The sequence below is a fragment of the Rhizobacter sp. genome (assembly GCA_019635355.1).
GTDB lineage: Bacteria > Pseudomonadota > Gammaproteobacteria > Burkholderiales > Burkholderiaceae_C > Rhizobacter.
Window position 1 is genome coordinate 1662693 of the sequence record JAHBZQ010000001.1, and the last position, 24003, is coordinate 1686695.

General features: G+C 68.6%; 20 protein-coding genes. 5 read left to right on the plus strand and 15 right to left on the minus strand.

All coding sequences use genetic code 11. The features are described from left to right. Nucleotides 1–58: 58 nt before the first annotated feature. The 9 genes from KF892_07340 to KF892_07380 form a co-directional block, all read right to left on the minus strand. Nucleotides 59–1414 (minus strand): methyltransferase domain-containing protein, encoded by a 1356-nt coding sequence (locus KF892_07340; GenBank protein ID MBX3624808.1) that lies wholly within the window; start codon nt 1412–1414, stop codon nt 59–61. Then, nucleotides 1411–2103: an acyltransferase gene (locus tag KF892_07345; GenBank protein MBX3624809.1), complete on the minus strand. Its 693-nt coding sequence runs from the start codon at nt 2101–2103 to the stop codon at nt 1411–1413. The genes KF892_07340 and KF892_07345 overlap by 4 nt, the downstream gene beginning before the upstream one ends. Before the next feature lie 5 nt (nt 2104–2108). After that, nucleotides 2109–3071 carry a glycosyltransferase gene (locus KF892_07350; GenBank protein MBX3624810.1) on the minus strand — a complete coding sequence of 321 codons (963 nt, stop codon included), beginning with the start codon at nt 3069–3071 and terminating at the stop codon, nt 2109–2111. Nucleotides 3072–3085: 14 nt separating this feature from the next. Continuing rightward, nucleotides 3086–4216, minus strand: a complete 1131-nt coding sequence (locus tag KF892_07355; protein ID MBX3624811.1) for a DegT/DnrJ/EryC1/StrS family aminotransferase — start codon at nt 4214–4216, stop codon at nt 3086–3088. Nucleotides 4217–4224: 8 nt separating this feature from the next. After that, nucleotides 4225–4719, minus strand: a complete 495-nt coding sequence (locus tag KF892_07360) for an N-acetyltransferase (protein MBX3624812.1) — start codon at nt 4717–4719, stop codon at nt 4225–4227. Nucleotides 4720–4893: 174 nt separating this feature from the next. Beyond that, nucleotides 4894–5814 (minus strand): WxcM-like domain-containing protein, encoded by a 921-nt coding sequence (locus KF892_07365; GenBank protein ID MBX3624813.1) that lies wholly within the window; start codon nt 5812–5814, stop codon nt 4894–4896. A gap of 37 nt (nt 5815–5851) precedes the next feature. Further along, entirely contained in the window at nt 5852–7198 is a 1347-nt protein-coding gene (locus KF892_07370; protein MBX3624814.1) for a TolC family protein, read from the minus strand. Between the two features lie 115 nt (nt 7199–7313). Beyond that, nucleotides 7314–8540: an HlyD family type I secretion periplasmic adaptor subunit gene (locus KF892_07375; GenBank protein ID MBX3624815.1), complete on the minus strand. Its 1227-nt coding sequence runs from the start codon at nt 8538–8540 to the stop codon at nt 7314–7316. A gap of 15 nt (nt 8541–8555) precedes the next feature. Then, nucleotides 8556–10823 (minus strand): type I secretion system permease/ATPase, encoded by a 2268-nt coding sequence (locus KF892_07380; protein ID MBX3624816.1) that lies wholly within the window; start codon nt 10821–10823, stop codon nt 8556–8558. Nucleotides 10824–11024: 201 nt separating this feature from the next. Between KF892_07380 and KF892_07385 the strand changes: the two genes are divergently transcribed. Together KF892_07385 and KF892_07390 are read left to right on the plus strand one after the other, a co-directional pair. Then, complete coding sequence (locus tag KF892_07385) at nt 11025–11297, plus strand: helix-turn-helix transcriptional regulator (protein MBX3624817.1); 273 nt, start codon at nt 11025–11027, stop codon at nt 11295–11297. A 4-nt stretch (nt 11298–11301) separates the two neighbouring features. After that, the gene (locus KF892_07390; protein MBX3624818.1) at nt 11302–12528 is read left to right on the plus strand and encodes a type II toxin-antitoxin system HipA family toxin; all 1227 of its coding nucleotides are present in this window, start codon (nt 11302–11304) and stop codon (nt 12526–12528) included. A 1-nt stretch (nt 12529) separates the two neighbouring features. Here the strand turns inward: KF892_07390 and KF892_07395 are convergent, their stop codons facing one another. Continuing rightward, nucleotides 12530–14368 (minus strand): tetratricopeptide repeat protein, encoded by a 1839-nt coding sequence (locus tag KF892_07395; GenBank protein MBX3624819.1) that lies wholly within the window; start codon nt 14366–14368, stop codon nt 12530–12532. A 257-nt stretch (nt 14369–14625) separates the two neighbouring features. Here KF892_07395 and KF892_07400 point away from each other — a divergent pair, with 257 nt between their 5' ends. Further along, nucleotides 14626–17121, plus strand: a complete 2496-nt coding sequence (locus KF892_07400) for a chemotaxis protein CheW (protein ID MBX3624820.1) — start codon at nt 14626–14628, stop codon at nt 17119–17121. Nucleotides 17122–17155: 34 nt separating this feature from the next. On the opposite strand, the gene KF892_07405 is transcribed toward KF892_07400, so the two are convergent. Both KF892_07405 and KF892_07410 read right to left on the minus strand, forming a co-directional pair. Further along, a complete protein-coding gene (locus KF892_07405) occupies nt 17156–17860 on the minus strand; it encodes a nucleotidyl transferase AbiEii/AbiGii toxin family protein (GenBank protein MBX3624821.1) in 705 nt (234 codons plus the stop codon). Further along, nucleotides 17853–18332 (minus strand): helix-turn-helix domain-containing protein, encoded by a 480-nt coding sequence (locus tag KF892_07410; protein ID MBX3624822.1) that lies wholly within the window; start codon nt 18330–18332, stop codon nt 17853–17855. The genes KF892_07405 and KF892_07410 overlap by 8 nt, the downstream gene beginning before the upstream one ends. Before the next feature lie 152 nt (nt 18333–18484). Here KF892_07410 and acnA point away from each other — a divergent pair, with 152 nt between their 5' ends. Together acnA and KF892_07420 are read left to right on the plus strand one after the other, a co-directional pair. Beyond that, on the plus strand, nt 18485–21208 hold the full coding sequence (gene acnA / locus KF892_07415) for an aconitate hydratase AcnA (protein ID MBX3624823.1): 2724 nt from the start codon (nt 18485–18487) through the stop codon (nt 21206–21208). Nucleotides 21209–21218: 10 nt separating this feature from the next. Continuing rightward, entirely contained in the window at nt 21219–22361 is a 1143-nt protein-coding gene (locus tag KF892_07420; GenBank protein ID MBX3624824.1) for a DNA alkylation repair protein, read from the plus strand. A gap of 204 nt (nt 22362–22565) precedes the next feature. Here KF892_07420 and KF892_07425 read toward each other — a convergent pair whose 3' ends face one another. Genes KF892_07425 through KF892_07435 form a run of 3 tightly spaced genes read right to left on the minus strand, consistent with a single transcriptional unit; the run spans nt 22566 to nt 23996 of the window. Next, complete coding sequence (locus KF892_07425; GenBank protein ID MBX3624825.1) at nt 22566–22922, minus strand: ArsC family reductase; 357 nt, start codon at nt 22920–22922, stop codon at nt 22566–22568. Continuing rightward, a complete protein-coding gene (locus tag KF892_07430; protein ID MBX3624826.1) occupies nt 22919–23494 on the minus strand; it encodes a hypothetical protein in 576 nt (191 codons plus the stop codon). The genes KF892_07425 and KF892_07430 overlap by 4 nt, the downstream gene beginning before the upstream one ends. Before the next feature lie 7 nt (nt 23495–23501). Further along, entirely contained in the window at nt 23502–23996 is a 495-nt protein-coding gene (locus KF892_07435; GenBank protein ID MBX3624827.1) for a hypothetical protein, read from the minus strand. Between the last annotated feature and the right edge of the window lie 7 nt (nt 23997–24003).

The window sequence follows — 24003 nt, forward strand, 5'->3', positions numbered from 1 at the left end:
GCTGGTTGGCCATCATGGACATTCGAGCGGCAAGCAGCGTGCCTGAAACGTCTTGGAGTCAGGCCGGCGAGAACCTCACCACGTACTGCAGCGGCAGCGCATCGGCCACCGCCTGCTCCGGGTTCTGCCCGGCCACCTGCGCCATCGCGCGGATCACCGGCAGCACCTTCTCGCGGCCGGGCTCGTTGAAGATGCGCGGCACGCCGGCTTCCATCTTGTAGCCGGCGTTGATGAACATCTCGAGCAGCGTCTGGCGGGTGAACCAGCGCAGGTGGGTGCGGTCCATCAGGCCGCCGTCGGTGTAGCGGAAGTCGCCGATCGCGAGCTTGGCCTGCAGGCTCCAGTGCTGGGCGTTGGGCACGCTGGCCACCACGCAGCCGCCGGGCGGCAGCACCTTGCGGATGCGCGCGAGCAGGCGCCACGGGTCGCGCAGGTGCTCGAGCACGTCGCCGAAGACCCAGCAGTCGCGGCTGGCGAGTTCGCCGAGCTCCTTGTCGCTCATGCCCTCGACATCGAGCGCCATCACTTGCGTGCAATGGCGGCGCGCCACCTCCGCGGCCTTGGGGTCGAACTCGATGCCCCAGTAGTCGGTCTTGCCGTGTTGCGCCTGATACGCGGCCGCGAGCACGCCGGTGCTGCAGCCCACTTCCAGCACCTTGGCGCCGGCAGGCATGAGTTTCAGCAGGTCGGGGTTGTACGAGCCGGCGCGGGCAGCCATGTCGGCGGCTTCGCGCTTGCGCTTCTCAGCCATCTCGGCCATCCACTCGTCGAGGTTGTAGCTGCCGGTGGCGGTGCTGGTGCCCTTGCCGATGTGGTCGACGTAGACCTTCTTCGTGCCCATGAGCACGTCATTCGCGCACCAGGGCAGGTTCTTCAGGAGATGGGACTTGCCAGCGTCGTGCAGTGCGAGCATGGGCGCCACCATCGGCGCGCCGTGCTTGATGGGCATGGGCCATTCGCGCATGACCTCCACGTTGCACAGCATGCAGGGCGGGTGCAGGTAGGCCACCGCGCCGTAGGCGTAGTCGATGTCGAAGCCGTCGCGGTTGACGTAGGCCACACCGCCAGCGCCGTAGTCGCCGGGTTGTAGCTCGGCCATCAGCGCTTCGATGAAGCCTTCGCGGATCACGAGCACGTCGGTGTCCATGAAAAGCACCGGGCCCGACAGGTTCAGGTTCTGGATGGCCCAGGCCATGCCGGGGCCGTGGTGGATGTTGTATTCCATCGCGTGCAGCTGCACGCCTTCGAAGCCGGCCACCACCTCGCGGATCTTGGGCAGGTGCGCGGCCTCGGAGCCATCGACGATGTGGATGGGGTTGCGCGGGTAGAACTTGCGGAACGAGCTCAGCAAGCCCAGCAGCAGCTCGGGCGAGTTGTACGAGACGGCGACGACGGGAATGTCATGCGGGTTCATGCAGCCTGATCCTGAGTTGCTTGCTGGGTTGCGGGGGACGATGTTTCTTCAGGGGCACCCGGCACACGCCCGACGATGCGCGCCGGGTTGCCGGCGACCACGCTGTAGTCGGGCGCCACGAAATCGGAGGTGACCACCGCAGCGGCCGAGACGATGCAGCCCTTGCCGATGCGCACGCCTTTGAGGATGGTGACGCGCGAGCCGATGAAGACGTCGTCTCCGATCACCACCGGGCGCGGCCTGTCGTCGGGCTTGGCGCGATTGGGCACGTCGAGCTGGTGCGAGTTGCTGTCGGCCACGTGCAGCTCGGGGCCCACGAGCACCCGCTCGCCGAAGGTCACGCTCGCACCTTCGGAGAGGATGAACGCGCGGTTGTTGAACACGGTGCCGGCGCCGATCTGGATCAGCGAATTCGGCGTGCGCGACTCGATGTAGCTGCAGCCGTGGTGGCCCGGCGAACGCGGCACGCCGAAGACCGCCGTGTTCGACAGCACGATGCGGCCGTGGCCCTTGAACTGTGTGGGCGTGAGCAGGTTGATGCTCTTGCGGCCCTCGCCCACCACCTCGATGCGCTGGCGGTCGGAGATGTGGAAGAAATACTGGATGAGGAAGCCGCGCACCATGGCCTCGAGGTCGGGCGGGCTCAGCTTGTGCATCCGCGCCGAGAGGCGTTCGAAGAGCTTTTTCATGCGCGTCAGAAGTCGTGCGTGCGCAGGAAGGCCTTCCACAGCTCGCGGAAGCTGGCCTCGGCGAGTGCATCGCCCTGGGCCAGCGCGGGCATCAGCGCGATGAAGGGCTTCATGTCGTCCTGGCTGCCGTAGTACTGCGCGAGCACCGGGCCCAGGCGGCCATAGGCGCCGCGCGCCTGCTCGGGCGTGTAGCGGCCGATCTCGGCGCCGCCCATCACGAGCGCGACGTAGCCGAGGAAGGCACTCTTCATGTAGGGCCCGAAGAACTTCGACGAGTTGCCCGCAGGCCCGGTGCGGAAGAAGCCCAGGTGCTCGTGCACGTAGCCCACCGGGCCGACGAGGCTCGCGGCCATGAAGGCGCCCAGGTCCCACAGGCCCGCATACGACACGGTGCCGAAGCTCGGGTTGAGCAGCGCCGGCAGCGTGTCGGCATGGAAGACGGCGTTGGAGAACTCACCCAGCCAGTTCTTGCCGTCGATGGCGGTGGTGGCAAACAGCACACCGGCATCGAGCGTGAGCAGGCGGTTGGGGTGGCGTGCCACGGCGGGGGGCAGCGGCAGGTCGCTCTTGAGCGGGCGGCCCTGTTCGTCGGCCGACCAGCGGCGGCTCACCGAGCAGCTGAGCTTGAGCGACGCGTGCGCGATCAGGTGGCGCTCGTAGAACTCGGGGTAGATCACGTCGTCGTCGAGCAGCAGGTGCAAGAGTTCGGTCCGTGCGTTCCACACCTTCAAGAGGTGCAGCATGTTGGCGTAGCCGCCGCCCTTGCGTGGGCCTTCCACGCATTCGATGTCGAGCCCCGCGCGCAGTGGCGCCAGCTCGTCGCTGAAGAGCGTGGCGCGGTAGATGCCGCCCGGGCTGTCGTCGGAGAAGATGATCTTGCCGGGCTTGTGCGACTGCGAGCGCAGGCACTGCAGCAGCTCGGGCAGGTAGGCCTCTTTGTAGGCCGGGATGAGGGTGGTGATCTGCATGTCCCAGGCCTGGTTCAGGCAGCAAGCTTGTGCAGGCGGCCGACGACCTCTCGCACAGCGGCGATCACCTGCTCGGTCTGCGCATCGGTCTGCGTGGGGCCGATGGGCAGGCTCAGCACCTGCGCGTGCATGGCTTCCGAGATCGGCAGGCTGCCGGCCTTCAGGCCGAGGGAAGCGTAGGCGGGCTGCAGGTGCGGCGCCACCGGGTAATGGATCATGGTGTGCACGCCGAGTGCGGCCAGGCCCTGGGCCAGCGCGTCACGCTGCGGGTGGCGCACCACGAAGAGGTGCCACACCGGCTCGTGGCCGGGGGGCACGAAGGGCAGTGCGAGGCCGATGCCGGCGAGGCCTTGCAGGTAGCGTTGCGCGATCTCGGCGCGGCGCTCGTTCTGGGCTTGCAGCGCGGGAAGCTTGGCGCGCAGCAGCGCGGCCTGCAGCTCGTCGAGCCGCGAGTTGTAGCCGATGACTTCGTTGTGGTACTTCACGCGCGAGCCGTAGTTGCGCAGCACGCGCAGGCGCTCGGCAATCTGCGGGTCGCTCGTGGTCACGGCGCCGCCGTCGCCCAACGCACCCAGGTTCTTGCCGGGGTAGAAGCTCCAGGCCACTGCGTCGCCATGCGCGCCCACCCGCTGGCCTTGCACTTTCGCGCCGTGGGCCTGGGCGCCGTCTTCGAGCACACGCAGGCCGTGCTGGCGCGCGATGGCGACGATGGCGCCCATCTCGGCCGCCTGGCCGTACAGGTGCACGGGCAGGATGACCTTCGTCTTCGGGGTGATCGCCGCTTCGATGCGCGCGGGGTCGAGGTTGAAGGTGAGCGCATCGGGCTCCACCGGCACCGGCACGGCGCCGATGTGGCTCACCGCGAGCCAGGTGGCGATGTAGGTGTTCGACGGCACGATGACCTCGTCGCCGGCTTCCACGCCCATCGCGCGCAGGGCGAGCGTGAGCGCATCGAGGCCGTTGGCCACGCCGATGCAATGCGCCGCGCCGCACCAGCCGGCGTATTCGGCTTCGAACTGCGCGACCTCCTGGCCGAGGATGTACCAGCCGGAGTCGAGCACGCGGTCGAAGGCGGCGCGCAGCTCGTCGCGCTGCGTCATCTGCACCGCCTTGAGGTCGAGGAAGGGAACGCTCGGGTGGGTCATGGCGTGGCTCAGCTGTTCTTGGCAAGGTAGACGTTGCGGGCGTAGTCGCCGCGCACCACCGAATGGGGCGGCACGTCTTTCACGACCACGGCGCCCGCCCCCACCATCGCGCCTTCGCCGATGGTGATGCCGGGCAGGATCACCGCGCCCGCGCCGATGGAAGCGCCCTTCTTCACGACCGTGCGGTCGAAGGCTTCGGGGTACTGCTTGCTGCGCGGGTAGCGGTCGTTGGAGAAGGTGACGTTGGGGCCGACGAAGACCTTGTCTTCGAGGGTGATGCCGTCCCAGAGGTAGTTGCCGCACTTCACCGTCACGTCGTCGCCGACGACGACGTCGTTCTCGATGAAGCAGTGGCTGTTGATGTTGCAGTTGGCGCCGATCTTCGCGCCGGGCAGCACGACCGTGAACTGCCACACCTTGGAGCCCGGGCCGATGGCCGTGCTCTGGCAGTCGGCCAGCCGGTGGATGAAGGGCGCGTTGTCGTGGGACGAGGGGCTGCTCATGCCCCTCAGTACACCGCAGGTGAGTGGGCGCTGATGCCCGGAAAGCGAGGGGAAAGGGGGGTCAATTCCGCCTGCGCGGCCCGAGCGGGCCTTCGATACCTCAGGCTGAGCGGCCTGCGGTTTTCGACGAAGTCAACCAACCGCTCAGCCTGAGGTATCGAAGGCCCACGCCGATCACCTGCGTGCCAAGCGGATGAAGTCGGCGTAGTCGCGGATGTAGTCCGCGTTGTCGTAGTAGTCGGATGCAAACACCAGCAGCATCGCATCGGCCGAATACTTGTACTGCACGCCCCAGGTCATGGGCGGAAGGTAGATGCCGCGGTCGGGCGAATCGAGCAGCACTTCGACTTTGTGCTCGCCGTCGTCGGCCATCACGGCGCAGCTGCCGCGCACGCAGATCAGGAACTGGTGGCACTGGTGGTGCGCATGCTCGCCGCGGATCTCGCGGCTGGGCACGCCGAACACCATGAAATAGCGCTTAGGGGTGAACGGCACCTGGCGGTCGAACTCGCCGACCGTGAGGCTGCCGCGCAGGTCGGGGATCACCGGGAAGTGGTGCACCGTGACGCCCTTCACGGCCGTCTCTTCGAGGCGGGCGCCGCCGCGCGGGCCACCGTGCTGCGGCGCCGTGCCGGGGCCGGGGGCGGCATCGACGTAGCCGATGATGTTGGCCGGGTTGCCTTCGACGATCGCACCTGGCGGCACCGAGCGCGAGACGACAGCGCCGGGGCGCACGATGGCCTTGGCGCCGATGGTCACGCCAGCGAGGATGCTGGTGTTGGCGCCGATCCAGGCGCCGGCCTTCACGATGGCCGCAGGCTGCGCGTTGCCGGGGGCTCCGGGGGAACTTGCAAAGGCGGCATGGGCACCGATGTGCACCCCGTCTTCGACCACCGTGCCGCGGCACAGGTGGGCGCCGCTTTCGATGGTGCAGCCCTCGCCCACCACCGCTTGCGCATCGATGAACACATGCGGGCCGAGCGTGGTGCCGAGGCCCACGCGCGCGCTCTCGTCGACCACGCTGAAGCGGTCTTGGCGGGCGCGCAAGGCGGTGGCGGCGAGCGAGTCGCGCTCGGCATCGGTCATCAGGCCCATGAAGGTTCGTCCTCGTGTGTCGGGTTCGGAGAGCGGCTTACTTGAGCTGGGCGCGCACGCCCAGCCCCAGCGACCACAGCAGCGCGTTGGACTGCTGGCCGTCGTAGAGCGCGTTGACGTACTGCACGCGCAGGTTGTAGTGCTCGCCTTCCGACGACATCACGTCGAAGAGCGAGCGCCGGCCGAGCTGCTGCCACTGCTGCAGCGTGAAGTTGCGCACGCGGTCGCTGTCGCGCAGCACCTCGACCACCTGGCGGGCGCGGTCGAAGGCCGACAGCGCCTGGTCGTGCACCTCGGTCATGCGGAAGCGCCGGGCCTGCAAGGCGTCCTCGCGTTGGAAGCGGGCCGCCTCGGCGCGCTTCTGCGAAGAGTCGATCGCATAGCCCACGGGCGGGTTGATGAGCGGGATGTTGACGTTGACCCCGGCCGACCACTGCGTGCCGTAGCCGGTGCCGCGGATGGTGGTGCCGCTCACCACGGCGTTGACCTGCGGCCAGCGCTGGGCCTTCACCGATTCGGCGTAGTACTTGGCGGCTTCGGCCTGGGCGCCGAGCTGGGCGATGTCGGCTGAGGCTTCGGCCTGGGCCAGCACGTCGGGCAACGACGGCACGCTCAAGAGCAGCGACGACATGCCTTGGGTCGGCGGCAGCGTGTCGCCCACGAAGCGGCGCAGGCGTGTCTCGATCTGGCGCACGGTGGCCTGGGTCTGCGAGAACGACAGCTCGGCCTGCTTCTGGTTCTTCTGCGCCTGCACCAGCTCGCTGGTGCGGCCACGGTCGGCGCGCACGATGGTCTGCAGCGCTTCGACCAGGCAGCTCATCTTGCGGGCGTACTGCTGGTAGACCTGGGCCTGCAGGTTGTAGCGGCTGCGCTCGATGGCGAGCGAGACCGTCTGCAGCGCCACCTGCTCCTGCGTGTTGACTTCGCCCAGGCGGGCGGCTTCAGCGAGGCTCTTGCGCCAGTCGGTGAGGTCGGAGATGCGGCCGCCGTCGAAGAGGGGCACGCTCACGCTCAGCGTGGCACGGCCTTGCTTGCCGCTTTCTTCCTGCACGCCACCGACTTCGGTGCGCACGGTGCCCACGTTGCCGCCCAGGCTCACCTGCGGAAAGCGGGTGGCGCGGGTTTCGCTCACGTCGATGGCGGCGGCTTCGGCCAGCAGGCGGCTCGCGCCGATGGCCTGGCTGCGCTGCATGGCCTGCTCGACCATCGCGCGCAGGTTGTCGCGCGCGGTGTTGGGGTCGACACGCTCGTTGAGCGGGCTGGCATCGGTGCGGGCCTCGGCGGAGCCTTCGTCGATGCAGTTGGCATCGGCGGGCGTCACGGCCAGGAGCGCCAGCACGGCAGCAAAGGCCGGCAGCAGGTGTTGGGCGGTGGGTTTGATCAAGACGGGCTCCACGAGGGGCTGCGGACTACGGGGCAGCATTCCCCTCAGTACACCGCGGATGGGCGCGTCTCGATGGGTGGAAAGCAGGGGGATTTGGCCCCCAATTCACCCCGGATCAGCGTTCTCTGAAGGCCTCTTGCGACTTCATCATCGGCCGCAGGATGAAGCTCAGCACCGAGCGCTCGCCGGTGCGCACCTCCACCATCGCCGTCATGCCCGGCAGGATGGGCAGCGGCTTGCCGTTCTTCTCTTTCAGCGTGGAGCGGTCGGTGCGCATCGTCACGCGGTAGTAGGTGGAATCGGGCGTGCCCTTGTCGGCGTCGCCCAGCGCATCGGGGCTGATGTATTCGATCTTGCCGTGGAGGCCGCCGTAGGTGGTGTAGTCGTAGGCGGCGAGCTTGACCTCGGCCTTCTGGCCCACGCGCACAAAGCCCACGTCCTTCGGTTTAAGGCGGGCCTCCACCAGCACGCGCGAGCCGATGGGCACGATCTCCATGATGGGCGCGCCGGGCGACACCACGCCGCCGATCGTGTTCACGCGGATGTTCTTCACCAGGCCCCGCACCGGCGAGGTGAGCACGGTGCGGCGCAGCACGTCGGCGCGGCCGGCCATCTGCTCGTCGAGCAGCGAGAGTTCGGTCTGCACGCGCACAAGGTCGGTGCTGGCGTCTTGCCGGAATTTGTTGACGCGCTCGCGGGCGTTGAGCTGCAGGTCGTTGACCTGGCGGCGCAGGCGCATCACCTCCACCTCGCTCATGAGGCCCTTGGCGGCCATCGCTTCCGAGACGCCCAGCTCCTTCATCAGCAGCGCCACGTTGCGCGCGTTGGTGTTGAGGGCTTCGTCGAGCGCGAGCTTGCGGGCGTTGAAGGCGTCGGTCTCGCCGGCCACCACGCCATCGGCCTTGCGCACTTCGTCGGGAAACTTGAGCGGCCGGCCGCTCGCTTCGGCCGTGAGCCGTGCGATGGTGCCCAGGAGCGCCACGCGCTTGGCCTCACCTTCGTTCTGCTGCGACTCGAAGCGCGTGGGGTCGAGCTGCGCCAGCTCCTGCCCCTCGAAGACTTGCGTGCCTTCGCGAACGTGCAGCTCGCGCAGGATGCCGCCTTCGAGGCTGGCGATCACCTGCTCTCGGCCTTCAGGCACCACGCGGCCTTCGGCGCGCGTGACCTCGTCGACCTTGGCGAAGGTCGCCCACACGATGGCGGCGGTGACGACGGCGGCCATCAGGTAGAGCGCCCAGGTGGTGCCGGGCATGGCGTCGACCACCATCGCGGCGCGCACGTCGGCCACGTAGGCCATCTCGGCGCCTTGGGGCTCCTTGGGTTTGCGTTTCCAGAAGGCCATGTCTGCTGTGGTCGACTAGACCGAGGCCTGCCGCTGCACCGGCTGGGTGGACGGGTGCAGGTGCACGTTGGGCGAGGTGGTGGATTCCGGCGTGGCCGTGGCGGCCGGCTTGGCACCCGAGAGTGCCGCCAGCACCTGGGCCTTCGGCCCGTCGAGCACGACCTTGCCGCCGTCGACCACGATCACGCGCTGGGCGAGGTCGAGCACGGCGGGGCGGTGCGTGACCATCACCACGGTGCGCGTGCCCAGCGCTTCGTTGAGCTGGCGCAGGAAGAGGGTTTCGCTCTGCGCGTCCATCGAGCTGGTGGGCTCGTCCATCAGGAGGATCTGCGGCTGCGTGACGAGGCAGCGTGCGAGCGCAACGAGCTGCCGCTGGCCGCCCGAGAGCAGGCAGCCCATCTCGCCGACCTCCAGCTCCCAGCCTTGCGGATGTGAGGCGATGAGCCGGTCGAGGCCGGTGACGCGGGCCACTTCGGCGAGCCGCGTGGCGTCGACCGAGGCGCGACCCATCAGCACGTTTTCGCGCAGCGTGCCCTTGAAGAGGCGCGGCTCCTGCGACACGAAGCCGACCTTCGCTCGAAAGTCGGCCGGGTCGATCTGGCGCAAGTCGATGCCGTCGACTTCCACCAGGCCTTCGGTCGGCTGGTAGAGGCCCGCGAGCAGGCGCAGCACCGTCGACTTGCCACTGCCGATGCGTCCGAGGATGGCGACGCGCTCGCCCGGGTTGAACTTGAGCGTGACGCCCTTCAGCACCTTCGGTGCGGTGGCCCCTTCGGAGGTGGGCGGGTAGGCGAAGCTCAGGTCGCGCAGCGCGATGCGGCCGGTCACCTCATGGCGGGCCACGTAGTTGGCGCCGGGCACACGCTCGGTGGGCAGCTGCATCATGCGGTCGAGCGCCACCATCGCGGCGCGTGCGCCCTGGTAGCGGGTGGCGAGGCCCACCACGCTGCCGAGCGGGCCGACCGCCCGGCCGGCGAACATGATGGCGCCGATGAGCGCGCCGCTCGAGATCTGGCCATCGGCGATGAGGTACACGCCCACCACCAGCATCACGAGCGTGATGAGCTGCTGCGACATGGCCGAGATGTTGTTCGTGAGCCCGCCGAGCGCGCGTGCGCGCAGCGCGGTGTCGGCCGCGGCGGCGGTGGCTTCTTCATAGCGGCGCAGGAAGCGGCCCTGCGCGCCCACGACCTTCACGTCTTCCAGTCCTTCGACCGCCTCGACCAGCAGGCCCTGCAGGTCGGCCTGGTGCGTCATGTTGGCGCTCATCGAGCGGCGCAGCGACGACTGGATCATCCACGCGGTGCCGAGGATCAACGGAATCGCCGCCACCAGCACCCAGCCGAGCGGGCCGCCGATCACGAAGGTCATGGCGACGAAGATCACGATGAACGGCAAATCGCTCAAGGCCGACAGCGTGGCCCCGGCGAAGAAGTCGCGCACCGTCTCGATCTGCGCGAGGTGGTGGGCATAGGAGCCGGCCGATTCGGGGCGGTGCTCCATGCGCACGCCCAGCGTCTGCCGAAAGAGCAGCGAGCCGATGATGAGGTCGGCCTTCTTGCCGGCCCGGTCGATCAGGTGGCTGCGCAGCTGGCGCGCGATGAGGTCGAACGCGAGCGCGATGAAGCCGCCGATGGCCAGCGCCCAGAGGGTGATGAAGGCCTGGTGCGGCAGCACCTTGTCGAAGACGACCGAGGTGACGAGGCCGCTCGCGAGCATCAGCACGTTGCTCAGCGCGGCGGCCAGCAGCGCGGAGCGGTAGTAAGGAATGAAGCGGCGCAGCGTGCCCCACAGCCAGTGGCGGTTGGGGTCGAGCAGCAGCAGCTCCTGCGCGGCGCCCGAGGTGGCTTGCGGCTTGGGCGAGGCCACGAAGGCAAAGCCGGTGTATTCGCCCGACAGCTCGGCCTCGGTGGCCTTGCAGGCGTGGCTCTCGGGGCCGGGCATCACCACGTCGTAGGTGTCGGCGCCCTTCTCGGCGGGGTGGCGCGCGATGACGATCGCGCAATCGCCGTTCTTCAGCAGCAGCACCGCCGGCAGCAGCAGCGCGTGGATGTCGGAAATGCGCTTTTGCACCAGGCCGGCGTTGAAGCCCGCCTCGCGCATGATGCGCACCGCCTGGTCGGGGCCGAGCGCGCCTTCCACCGGCGTGTTGGCCAGCAGCGACTCGGCCGAACGCTCGCGCCCGTGGTGCTTGCAGAGCCAGACGATCGCCTGCGCCAGGGCATCGTCGGCATGCAACGAGCCTGCGGGTGCGGCGATGAACGGTTCCTGGCGTGCGCTCATGAAGGGGTGCCGGCGCAAGCCAATGCGCAGGCGATGACGGCAGAGTGAGTCCGTTTCATTGTGAGCGGCTGCCCTCTTGCCGGTGCCTTCAATAACGAGGCGATTCCTGCACTATTCCGCGCTTCCGGCTTCGCCGTGCTCAGCGCGTCATGCGCCCATTAATCTGGACAATATTGGCGCATGAGATGCAAAATGTCGTGAATGTCGTACACATCCACGCCCATCCGGACCTTGCCTGACCTGGCCGAGGCGGTTTCACGCGCGCGCGAATCGCAAGGGCTCACCGCCACCGCCGTGGCACGCCGCGCGGGCCGCAGCCGCGACATCCTCTACCGCCTGGAGCATGGCGAAGACGTGTCGGTGAGTTCGCTGCTCGACCTGTTGCGTGCCATGGGCCATCAGCTCGCGCTCGTCCCGGCGCGCCTGCCGACGCTCGACGAAGCCCGCGAGCGCTTCCGCGATGACAACGAGTGACACCATGCTGCCCGACAAGCTGAAGCAGCTCCACGTCACCGTGGGCCCCGCGCCCGCGGGCACGCTGACGCGCGAATCGCAATACACCTTCACCTACGCACGCGACGATGCCGGCCAGCCGCCCGTGAGCCTGCTCATGCTGCCCGACAGGTTGGTCCACCAGGATGGCGACCTGTTCCCGTCGATGGACATGAATCTGCCCGAAGGCTTTCTCTTCATGGCCATCCGCGACCGGCACCCCAAGCAGACGCTCACCAAGATGCATCTGCTCGCACTCACCGGCAGCAACGGCATCGGCCGCGTCGGCTTCTCGCTCGACGGCGAGATGCCCCTCGCGCGGGCGCCAGTCGATCGCCAGACGCTGCTGCAATCGACGGCCGGGCCACGGCTCTTCGGCCAGCTGGTCGACGCCTACCTGTCGGTGAGCGCGGGGGTGTCGGGCGTGCAGCCCAAGCTGATGCTGCCCACGCGCGCGATGGTGCCCGTCCCCGACGTCATCGTGAAACTGGCTGGCGCCGACTACCCCGGCCTCGCCGCCAACGAATACCTGTGCATGGAGGCCGCACGCCGCGCCGGCATCGAAGTCTCGAAGGTCGACCTGTCGGCCGACGGCAGCATCCTCGTGGTCGACCGCTTCGACATGGATGCGCAAGGCCACCGCCTGGGCTTCGAAGACATCGCCGCACTGATGGGGCGGCAGGTGTACGACCGGCTCTCGAACCGCAAGTACGAAGGCAGCTACGAGGCCCTGGCCGAGATCGTGCGCATCTTCAGCACGGAGCCTGCGCTCGACCTCGCACGCTTCTACGAGCAACTCGTGCTTTCGGTGATGGTGCGTAACGGCGACGCCCACCTCAAGAATTTCGGCCTGCTGTACACCCACGCAGGCGACGCACGGCTCGCGCCGCTCTTCGATGTGGTCACGACGACCATCTACACCTACCAGCGCCCTGGTGGTGACGAAGCGATCGACCGCACGCTCGCACTCAAGCTGCGCGCGGGCAAGCATGGCAGCCGGGCCTATCCCGACACCGAGACCTTGCTACGCTTCGGGCGTGAGGTGTGTGGCGTGCGCAAGCCGCAGCAGGTGATCGACCGCATGGCGCAGGCGATGCGTGAGACGCTCGACGCGGCGCGCGGCGATGCGCGCATCGAGGCGGCGCTCCTGGAGAAGATGGCGCCCGAGTGGGAAAGCGGCCTCGGGCACGCCACCCGCCGAGCCGGCGCCTAGGTCAGCGCCCCCGGTACTCCAGCGCCAACCGCTCGAACTCAGCCTCGATGTCACGCACCAGCTGCGGCACGTCGAAGAGTTTCGACTGGCGACCCTGCTCGTTCAGGTAGCGCTTGTAGGACGCCACGCGCAGCGGGTTGTTGCCCAGTTGCACGGCGAGCTTCTCGTAGTCGGCGAGGGTGAAGGTCACGAGGTCGGGCAGGCCCACCGCGGTGAGCAGGCTGCCGGCCATGCGCGAGATGTAGCTGCGGCCCGAGTAGGTGACGATGGGCAGGCCCATCCAGAGTGCATCGCTGGCGGTGGTGCCGGCGTTGTAGGGGAAGGTGTCGAGCATCAGGTCGGCCAGCTGGAAGCGGGCCAGGTACTCGGGCGGCTGCACGCGCGGCGCGAGGATGAGCCGGTCGCGCGCGATGCCGTGGGCATCGGCCTCGCGGCGCAGGTTCTCGAGCGCCCATTCGTTGTCGGCCAGCAGCCACAGCACGCTTTTCGGCACCTGCTGCAGCATGCGCATCCAGCTCTTGAAGAGCGCCGGCGTGAACTTGAAGGTGTTGTTGAACGAGCAGAAGACGAAGGCGTCTTCGGGCAGGCCGTAGTCGGCACGCTTCGGGGTCGGGCCGACCTCGCGCTTGCGGTCGCTCACCTGGTAGCAGCTGGGCACGTAGATCGGCTTTTCCGTCATGTACGGCAGCAGCTCGGGCGGCATCACGAAACGGTCGGCGAGGATCCAGTCGACCCCGGGCAGCGCGCAGGTGCCGGGCAGGCCCAGGTAGCTCACTTGGATGGGCGCGGGCCGCATGCCGACGATGGCGGGGCGGGCGCCGCTGGTGAGGCCCTGCAGGTCAACCAGCACGTCGATGCCGTGCTGCGCGATCACACGCGCGGCGGTGGCGTCGTCGAGCCCGCCGATGGGCACGTAGTGGTCGATCGCGGCGCGGATGCGGGCGCGCAGCGGCGAGCCGTCGTCGCGGCTCCATGAGAAGGCGTAGACCTCGAAGCGCTCGCGGTCGTGCAGCTCCAGCAGCTCGACCGACAGCAGCCCCACGGCGTGCATGTGCAGGTCGCCCGACAGGTAGCCGATGCGGATCTTGCCCTCGCGCTTGGGGCCACTCTTGTGGAAGGGCTCGGGCTGCTGGCGCGGCAGGCGTTCGTTCACGAAACGCTGCGCGGCCAACAGCTGCAGCGCGGGGTCGTCGCTCTCGCCGAGCATGGCGAGCGCCGAGGTGCCCATCAGTAGGCGGTTCAAGGTGACGTCACCCATCGGCTGGTAGACGGGCCAGGCGCACATCTTCTGGCGCAGGTGCACGTAGTGCTGGATCACGTCGTTCTGCGTGGGCTTGTGCTCGAGGCTCCTGACCATGCAGGCCAGCGCTTCGTCGTAGCGGCGCAGCGTCTCCAGCAGGCGCGCCATGTTGTTGAGGGCATGCAGCAGCAGCTCGTCTTCGATGCCGGGTTGGTCGGCCACCTTCTGCCATTCGGCCAGGGCTTCGGCGGGGCGACCCTGGCGTTCGAGCTGGTGGCCGAGGTTGAGCCGCGCCTGGTGGAAGCCGGGGCTCAGGGCCAGCGCGCGCTGGTAGGCGCGCTCGGCCTCGGGCATGCGGTTGAGGTTGCCGAGCAGCGTGCCCCAGTTGAAGCAGGCCACGTGCAGCAGCGGCGAGACGGTGTGCGCGATCCAGGCTTCGTAGAGCTCGGCGGCGGCATCGGCCTTGCCGTCTTGCGCCAGCAGCTGGCTGCGGTTCATCAGCTCGCCCAGCCCCATGCTGCCGGAGCGTGCCAGCGCCAGCTCGCGGTCGAATTCCGACGGCTCGGCGACGGCGACGTCTGCCGGGCTCGCCGCCACCATCGGGGGCTTCGCGGTCGACTTTTTCATGGGGAACGATGGGCAAAGTGGGGTCGCACCATTGTGGGCAGCGGCCCTCGCGGCGATCGAGGCGAATGCAGGTGAATCCGGCGCCAATTCCGGACGCATCGGCGAGAAACAGCGCGCAAACACGTGCCAAATTCCCGCAAGCGGCCAGCCGTGCGTGCCTAGACTCGTCGACGGCACCAACAACCCTCGCAGACCCCACCGTGGCCCACGCCGATCAACTGCTTCCCCACATGCGCCGCGTCCTGGTGGCCGAGCGCGACCTGTGCGACCTGAGCGTGCTCTGGCAGATGATCGAGACCAGCGCGGCCATCAGTTGCCCCGACGAGGTGTCTTCGCTGATGCCCACACTCGTGAACACGCGCGAGCGCTTCGACGAGATGCGCAGCCGGCTGGTGGAGCGCATGGTCGAGGAAAACAGCGCCGCGCTCGGCGACGACCTCGGCGCCCGCGCGCAATGCGCGATCGACATCCTCGTGCGCAACCTCTACGAGCGCACCGCCGATGTGGGCTTTCTCGCGACCGACGGCCCCGTGGTGGACTTCTGCGCCGCCGATGCCGACACCCGGGCCACGCAGCGCGAGCGCCTGCGTGAGCGCTTGCGCGAGTACCAGGCCAAGTACACCGTCTACGACGACATCGCCCTGCTCGCGCCCGACGGCACGCTGCTGCTGCGGCTCGACGACCGCCACCCACTCGCGAAGAGCCACGACCCCATCGCGGCGCAGGCGCTCGCCGCGGGCGCGTATGTCGAAGCCTTCGGCCTGAGCGACCTCGGCAGCGAGCCTACCCTGCCCTGCCTGCGCTACGCGCACCGCATCGTCAACGCCCGCGGCCATGCGGTGGGCGTGCTGGTGCTGCGCTTTCGCTTTGCCGACGAGATGGAGCGCATCTTTGCCGACGTGAGCGACGCACAGGGCCAGATCGCCATCGTGCTGCTCGACGACGCCAACCGCGTGATCGTCACCAACGACGAGGCGCACGTGCCGCTCGGCGCGCGCTTCGCCCGGCTGCCGATGGGCCAGGTCGCGCTCACCACCTTCGCTGGCCGCGAGTACCTTGCAGTGTGCTGCGCCGGCCACGGCTACCAGGGCTACGCCGGGCCGCGCTGGCGGGCGCTGGCGATGGTCTCGCTGCTGACCGCGTTCAACGGCGCGGGCGAGAGTGCCACCTCGATGGCCGGCACCCAGCTCGCCACCGGCGAACTCTCGGCCGTGGAGCACGATGCCGACGCGATCAACCGCGAGCTGCGCCGCGTGATCTGGAACGGCCGCCTCATGACGGGCCAGAGCGACGACGGCCGCAGCCGGCTCAAGGCCGTGCTGCGCCAGGTGAGCCAGGCCGGCCTGCGCACCCGCCGCCGGCTGGAAAACGCCATCGTCGACCTCTCGGCCACCTCGTTCGGCCGCACCTGCCGGCAGGCGCAGCAGCTGGCGCGGCTGGCGGCCGACCTGATGGACCGCAATCTCTACGAGCGCGCCAACGACTGCCGCTGGTGGGCACTTTCGCCGGTGCTGCGCCACGAGCTGGCCTCGCCCGACAGCGCCGAGAGCCGCGCCGCGGTGAACGGCGTGCTCGACACCATCAACGGGCTCTACACCGTGTACAGCCGGCTCGTCGCCTTCGACGCGCAAGGCGTGATCCGCGGCGCTTCGCGCGCGGAGAGCGGCGCCGGGGGCAGCATCGTCGGCAGCGGCGTGCCCGAGGCCTGGCTGCAGCGTGTGCGCGCACTGCAGGGCTCGCAGCACTACGCGGTGAGCGAGTTCGGCCCGACCACGCTGCACGACAACGGCGACACCTACGTCTACCTCGCCGCCGTGCGCGCCGAGCACGACGAGCGTGTGTTCGCCGGCGGCGTGGCGATCGTCTTCAACGCGGCGCGCGAACTCTCGGCGATGCTGGGCGACATCCTCGGCACCCGTGCCGGGCACGCCGCCTTCGTCGACGCGAGTGGTCGCGTGCTCGCCGCCACGCACCCCGAGCTGGCCGCCAAGGTGCGCCCGCAGGGCCGTGCCGACACCCATGAGAGCGGCGAGCTGCTCGACATCGACGGCGTGATGTGGGCCTGCGCCAGCTCATCGGCCGGCGGCTACCGCGAGTTCAAGAAGAGCGATGGCTACGACAACCAGGTGCGCGCCGTGGTGGGGCTGCAGATCGGCACCACCGAGCGGCGCGGCCTGCGCTTCAGCGACTACGAGCTGAGCACGCCGCATGCGCCGCTGCGCGACGCGAGGCGCGAGATGGCGGTGTTCCAGGTGGGCAACGCGCGTTATGCGCTCGACAGCGACGCGGTGCTCGAAGTCGTGTCGACCCAGCAGGTGGTGCGCTCGCCCGGCGTGGGCTCGCAGGTGATCGGCATGCTGCCGCTCGCCGGCGGCCCGGCCGGCGACGGCCGCGCGGTGCCGGTGATCTGCGCACGCCGCCTCACCGGCGTCACGCAGGCCGCGCGGGCCACCGATGGCGTGGTGCTGCTGCTGCGCCGCGGCCAGGGCACCGCGGCCTCGGTGTTCGGCCTGCGGGTGGACGACGTGCTGAGCGTGATCGAAGTGGCCGACCGCGACCTGCACGCCGTGCCCGCCGGCAGCGGCGGCTTTGCGGCCAGCCTCAAGGGCCTGATCGACTGCCGCGCCTCCAACGGCGACACCACCGAGAAGGTGCTGGTGCAGCTGCTCGATGCACAGCGCCTGGCCGACGCGCTCGGCCCGGCGCCAGCGGCCCTCGCCGCTTGACGGTCTCTCGCGCAGGTGGGCTCGGTCGGGCTGGTCAAGCGGCACCGGCAGGCCGCAAGGCCTTGATGCGCTGCCACAGCAGCGCGCGGGGCACCGTGACCTGCATCGCGGCCATGCAGCGCTCCAAGCGGCCTTCGCGGCCAAGCAGGTGGTCGACCGCCTTGGCGAGGTCACGCTCCACGCTCTCGCCATAGGCCGCTTGCGCTTTGGCGAGGGCCTGCTTTAGGAGCTTGCCCTTGGGCTGCATCATCGCGAGGTCGATCAGGTCGCGGCTGAACACCAGGTCATCGGCCCAGCGGTCGGAATTGGCCAGCAGCTTGGTCGTGGCCATGTCGAGGCGGGTCAACGCGGCCACGCCACTCACCAGATCGTCGGGGCCCGGCGGGTCGAGCTCGATGCGGCCTTCGAGCACGATCTCGAACTTGATCTCCGCACCGTCGACCCGCAGCATCGTTCGCAGCCCGTATTGATCGGCGCGTACCTCGCGCAGCGTCTGCAGCGACGCGCCGTCGCGCAGCAAGGCCTGCAAGCCCTTCGGGCCGGTGAGGCGCTGGCGCAGCTCACGGTAGCCCGCCACGTCGGACACCAGGAAGTCCACGTCCACAGACTCCCGGTATTCGCCAAATCGCAGCGCCACCGCCGTGCCGCCACCGAAGAGGCAACGGTGCGCCAGCAGCAAGGGCGCGTCGAGCGACTCCAGCACGGTCGCGATGCGGCGGTGGTGGGCGCGCTCAAACAAGCAGGCGCCCCTTCGCTTCCTGCTGCGTCAGCGCTTCCAGCAGCGCACGCTCTTTTGCGTCTAGCGCTTCGCGGTCGAGGTGGCGCCAATGCCGCTCGTAGAGGCTCAATGCCTCGGCCGGCGTCAGCTCGGTGAGCCCCGGTGCGTGCCAGGCCAGGCGCTTGAGCTGGGGGTAGTCGGCCAGGCGGATGCGCTGCGGCACGGGCGGTGCCTCGGGCTTGGCGGCGGGCACCGCCACCTCGCCGACCTGGATCTGCAGGCCCAGTGCACTCAAGGCATTGAGGTACGCGCCCATCGTCACCGACGGCTCACCGCCTTCGATGCGATGCCAGGTCACGCGCGACATGCCGGCCGCCGCGGCCGCGGCCTGGGCGCTCACACCGAGCGCTTTGCGGCGTGCGCGGATGTCCAGCCCGAGCGTGCCCAGACGGGCGACGGCCGCCAGATCAGGGGTAGGAGCGCGGGCTGGCATAGTGAATCTCATTCTATACACATCAACCCGGTACGTCCACAATGAGAAACATAACTTCCACCGTCGCCGATCAGTAGCCTTGCCCCCCCGAGGTCAAACAGCGGCGGCACAATCAGCGGCCTACCCCCTCCCTCACCCACAGGAGCATCGCCATGGCCACCGCCAAGAAGCCAGCAGATCACGCCTTTGCCAGCACGCTCAAGACCGTGAAGACCGCCTCCGGGCGCAGCGCGAGCTACTTCTCGCTGCCCGAGCTGGCGAAGACCTACCCCAACGTCGCCAAGCTGCCCGTCTCGATGCGCATCGTGCTGGAGTCGGTGCTGCGCAATTGCGACGGCAAGAAGGTCACCGCCGACCACGTGGCGCGGGTGGCGAACTGGGCGCCCAACGCCGAGCGCGTCGACGAGATCCCGTTCGTGGTCGCGCGCGTGGTGCTGCAAGACTTCACCGGCGTGCCGCTGCTGGCCGACCTGGCGGCCATGCGCAACGTGGCCGTGGAGAAGGGCAAGAACCCGCGCACCATCGAGCCGCTGTGCCCGGTCGATCTGGTCGTCGACCACTCGGTGATGGTCGATTACTACGGCACGAAGGATGCGATCGACCTCAACATGAAGCTCGAGTTCGACCGCAACAAGGAACGCTACGAGTTCATGAAGTGGGGCATGCAGGCCTTCGAGACCTTCGGCGTGGTGCCGCCCGGCTTCGGCATCGTGCACCAGGTGAACCTCGAATACCTGGCACGCGGCGTGTTCGAGAAGGGCGGCGTGGTGTACCCCGATTCGCTCGTGGGCACCGACAGCCACACGACCATGATCAACGGCATCGGCGTGGTGGGCTGGGGCGTGGGCGGCATCGAGGCCGAAGCGGCCATGCTCGACCAGCCGGTCTACTTCCTCACGCCCGACGTGGTGGGCTTCGAGCTCACCGGCCGCCTGCGCGAGGGCGTGACGGCCACCGACCTCGTGCTCACCGTCACCGAGATCCTGCGCAAGGAGAAAGTGGTGGGCAAGTTCGTCGAGTTCTATGGCGAAGGCACCGAGAGCCTGACGCTGCCCGACCGCGCGACGATTGCCAACATGGCGCCCGAATATGGCGCGACGATGGGCTTCTTCCCGGTCGACGCGCGCACGCTCGACTACATGCGCGGCACCGGCCGCACGAAGGACGAGATCGAGATGCTCGAGGCCTACTTCAAGGCCCAGAAGATGTTCGGCATCCCCAAGCGCGGCGAGATCCGCTACTCGAAGGAAGTCTCGCTCGACCTCGGCACCGTGGCGCCCTCGCTCGCCGGCCCGAAGCGCCCGCAAGACCGCATCGAGATCGGCAACCTGAAGAAGGAGTTCACCGAGCTCTTCTCCAAGCCGGTGTCGGCCAACGGCTTCAACCAGCCGCCCGAGAAGCTGCACCAGACCTACACCACCAAGAGCGGCATCCCCATCAAGAACGGCGACGTGCTCATCGCCGCCATCACCTCCTGCACCAACACGTCGAACCCCGCCGTGCTGCTGGCGGCCGGCCTGCTGGCGAAGAAGGCGGTGGAAGCCGGCCTCACCGTGAAGCCGCACGTGAAGACCTCGCTCGCCCCAGGCTCGCGCGTCGTCACCACCTACCTCGACAAGGCCGGTCTCACGCCGTATCTGGACAAGCTCGGCTTCACGCTCGCCGGCTACGGCTGCACCACCTGCATCGGCAACGCGGGCGACCTCACGGCAGAACTCAACGAGCTGATCCAGAAGAACGACCTGGTGTGCGCCGCGGTGCTCTCGGGCAACCGCAACTTCGAAGCGCGCATCCACCCCAACCTCAAGGCCAACTTCCTCGCCTCGCCGCCGCTGGTGGTGGCCTACGCCATCGCCGGCAACGTGACGCGCGACCTGATGACCGAGCCGGTGGGCCAAGGCACCAACGGCCGCGACATCTACCTCGGTGACATCTGGCCGACGAGCGACGAGATCGGCGCGCTGATGAAGCTCGCGATGGACGGCAAGGCCTTCCGCGAGAACTACGCGCAAGTGAAGAGCAACCCCGGCAAGCTCTGGGAGCGCATCGAAGGCGTGCGCGGCGAGACCTATACCTGGCCGCGCAGCACCTACATCGCCCGGCCGCCCTTCTTCGACGAGTTCCACCTCACCCCGGGCATGGCCAACATGGGCATCAAGGGCGCGCGGGCGATGGCGCTCTTCGGCGACTCGATCACCACCGACCACATCTCGCCGGCCGGCTCGATCAAGGAACAATCGCCCGCGGGCCACTGGCTGAAGGCGCACGGCGTCTCCAAGGCCGACTTCAACTCCTACGGCTCGCGCCGCGGCCACCACGACGTGATGGTGCGCGGCACCTTCGCCAACGTGCGCATCAAGAACCTGATGATCCCGCCGCTGCCCGACGGCAGCCGCGAGGAAGGCGGCCTCACGATCTACATGGACGGCAGCAAGAAGTTCATCTACGACGCCGCCATGAAGTACATGGAGGCGGGCGTGCCCACCATCGTCTTCGCGGGCGAGGAATACGGCACCGGCTCCTCGCGCGACTGGGCGGCCAAGGGCACGGCGCTGCTGGGCATCAAGGCCGTGGTGGCGCGCAGCTACGAGCGCATCCACCGCGCCAACCTCGTGGGCATGGGTGTGCTGCCGCTGCAGTTCAAGGGCGACGACTCCTGGCAGACCCTCGGCATCAAGGGCGACGAGACCTTCGACGTGCTGCTCGGCACCGAAATCAAGCCGCAGCAAGACGCCACGCTCGTGATCTGCAGCAAGGACGGTGGAAAGCGCGACGTGCGCGTCACCCTGCGCATCGACACGCCGATCGAGGTCGACTACTACAAGCACGGCGGCATCCTGCCCTTCGTGCTGCGGCAGTTGCTCGCGGCGGCATGACAGTGCGCTGATGGCCGAGCCGTTCAAGAACCTGCTCGGCCCGCAGGTGGTCGCCAGCATGGCGAGCCACCTGCAGCGTGCCGGTGGCGAGGCCTTCAACGCCAAGCGCTTCCGCACGCTCGCCTTGGGCGGGCTCGAAGCGCTGGAGATGAAAGCCCGCGCGCAGCACCTCTGCGCCGCACTCGAGAAGACGCTCCCCCGCGACTTCGACAGCGCCGCCACGGTGATGGAAGGCGCGCTCGCGTCGATGGACGAGATCGACGACGCCACGCTCGACAGCCCCACCGGCACCCGCGATGACGGCCTCGCCGGCTGGGCCGTGTGGCCGCTCACCGAATACGTGGCGCGGCACGGGAAAGACGACGCCCCACGCGCCCTGCAGGCCCTGCATGCGATGACGCAGCGCTTCACCGCCGAGTGGGCCATCCGCCCGTTCATCCTGGCGGAGCCTGCGCTCTCGTTCGACACGCTGCAGCGCTGGAGCACCGACACCAGCCCCCACGTGCGCCGCCTGGTCAGCGAAGGCAGCCGCCCGCGCCTGCCCTGGGGCATGGTGCTCAAGCCGCTGGTCAACGACCCCTCGCCCACCCTGCCCCTCTTGCGCCGGCTGATGGACGACGCCAGCCCCTACGTGCGCCGCAGCGTCGCCAACCACCTGAACGACATCGCGAAAGACCACCCCTACCTCATCGAGGCCTGGCTGCAGGAGCACCTGCCCTCGGCCACGCCCGCGCGCCTGGCCCTGCTCAAGCACGCGAGCCGCACGCTGGTGAAGAAGGGTCACGCCGGGGTGCTGAAGGCCTTCGGCGTGGGCGACCGGTTCAAGGGCGAGGCGAGCTTGGCGCTGTCGTCACGCCGCGCCCGGGTGGGCGAGAGCCTGCAGCTCGCGTTGACGCTGCGCTCCACCGCACGAAAGCCGCAACGCCTGGCCATCGACTACGCCGTGCACCATGTGAAGGCCAACGGCGACACCACGCCCAAGGTGTTCAAGGGCTGGGTGGTGGAGCTGGCCGCCGGCGAGCTGCGGGAGTTTCGCAAGCAGCATTCGCTCAAGCCCATCACCACGCGCGTCTACTACGCGGGCACGCACCGCATCGAGGTGCTGGTGAACGGGGCAGCCGTGGCGGAAGCGAGCTTCGAGCTGCGCGCCTAACGCCATGCGCGTCGGATCACTCCGACGGCGACTCGCTACCGCTTCCCGTGTGGTTCGAAGGCGCCGTCCGGTACGCGGCGCATGCACACCGGCCTAACCTGCAGCCATCTCAACGGCAAACAGGAGACCCCCATGAAATCGATCCTGCTCTGGGCCCTCGGCGTGCCCATTCCCGTGATCCTGCTGCTCTGGCTGATCTTCTGATCAACCGAGCCGCTCGGAAAAGAGCGCGTCGGAGAACCCGACCGTCACCTGGCCGTCGGCCCATTCGACCACCGGCCGCTTGATGACGCTCGGCTCGCGCAGCATCAAGGCGCGGGCCGAGGCGGCATCGGTCACCGCCGCCTGCTGCTCGGGCGGCAACTTCCGCCAGGTCTTGCCTTGCCGGTTCACGAGCTTCTCCCAGCCCACCGCCGGGAGCCACTGCGCAAGGCGTGCTTCGGGCACGCCTTGCTTCTTGAAGTCGTGGAAGGTCACCGCCACCTCGCGCGCCGCGAGCCAGGCGCGGGCTTTCTTGACGGTGTCGCAGTTGGGGATGCCGTAGAGGGTGATCGCATTCATCGTCGGACTCGATGCTCAGGTTGGGGCTGATTGTGGTCGTTCCGCCGGAGACGCATGTGCCACGCCAACAGAGCCACATTGCAGACCACCAGCCCCGCCACGGCGGGCGCCAGATGTTCGAGGAAGCCTTCCGCTTCGAAGACCACACCCGTCCATGACACCTTCGCAATGGCGATGGCATTGACGACCACAGCGCCCCAAACGAGCGACCTGCGCCAGAAGGCCAGTGCCAGCGCAGCGAGCATGCCAGGCACCAGCAGTGCGACGGCGACCTTGGGAATGCTCCACGGGCTCAGCAGATACGCCCGCTCCGCGGCAAGTGCCGCCAGCACGCCAGGCGGAACGTGCTCAGGCACAGGAAACCAGAACATGCTCGTCAGCAAGGCGACGAGCGTGGCGATGACCGCAACGAGGTTTCGGCGGTAAGCGAAGTAGCAAAACGGGATGAGAAACAGCGGGCGGATGTACCAGCTGAGAACGTTGTGATGTCGGGCCCACGCCCACTCCGCAAAGCCGAGCAACGGTTCCATGCCGTCGACGTCGCAGAGGATGTGTTGGATGGTCGGGCCCATCGGCCGTTTATAGCCCGTCGCTCGTCTCCCGCGTCTCGCACAGCGGATCGGGGCCATACGAGGTGTCCATCACCTTGCCCTGCGAATCGATGCCCACCTGGAAGTACTGGCAGAACGGCGTCTCGTAGCGGTAGGCCCAGACGGTCTGGCGGCGTTCGGCCACGCCCACCATGCGCTGGTCGAACGAGTGGCCGATCAGCGCCTGCACCTCGGCGCCGGTCATGCCGGGCTGGATGCTGTTGAACTTCGCCTCGGTCAGCACCTGCTCCCAGCGCAGGAGCTTCCCCCCGGCGTCGAAATCGAGCATGTAGGTGTGGCGCCCGTAGGGGCCGCGCGCGTATTCGAGGCGGCGCCCTCCGTCGGGCTGGGCGAATTCGCCGGTGGGCACCCCGAGTGACTGGCGCACCGCGTCCACCGACGTGCCAGGAGCGATCGACCGCGGCCCGTAGCTGGTGCAGGCCGCGAGGGCCAGGAGGCCGGCGGCGGCGAAGAGGGTTTTCATGGCAAGC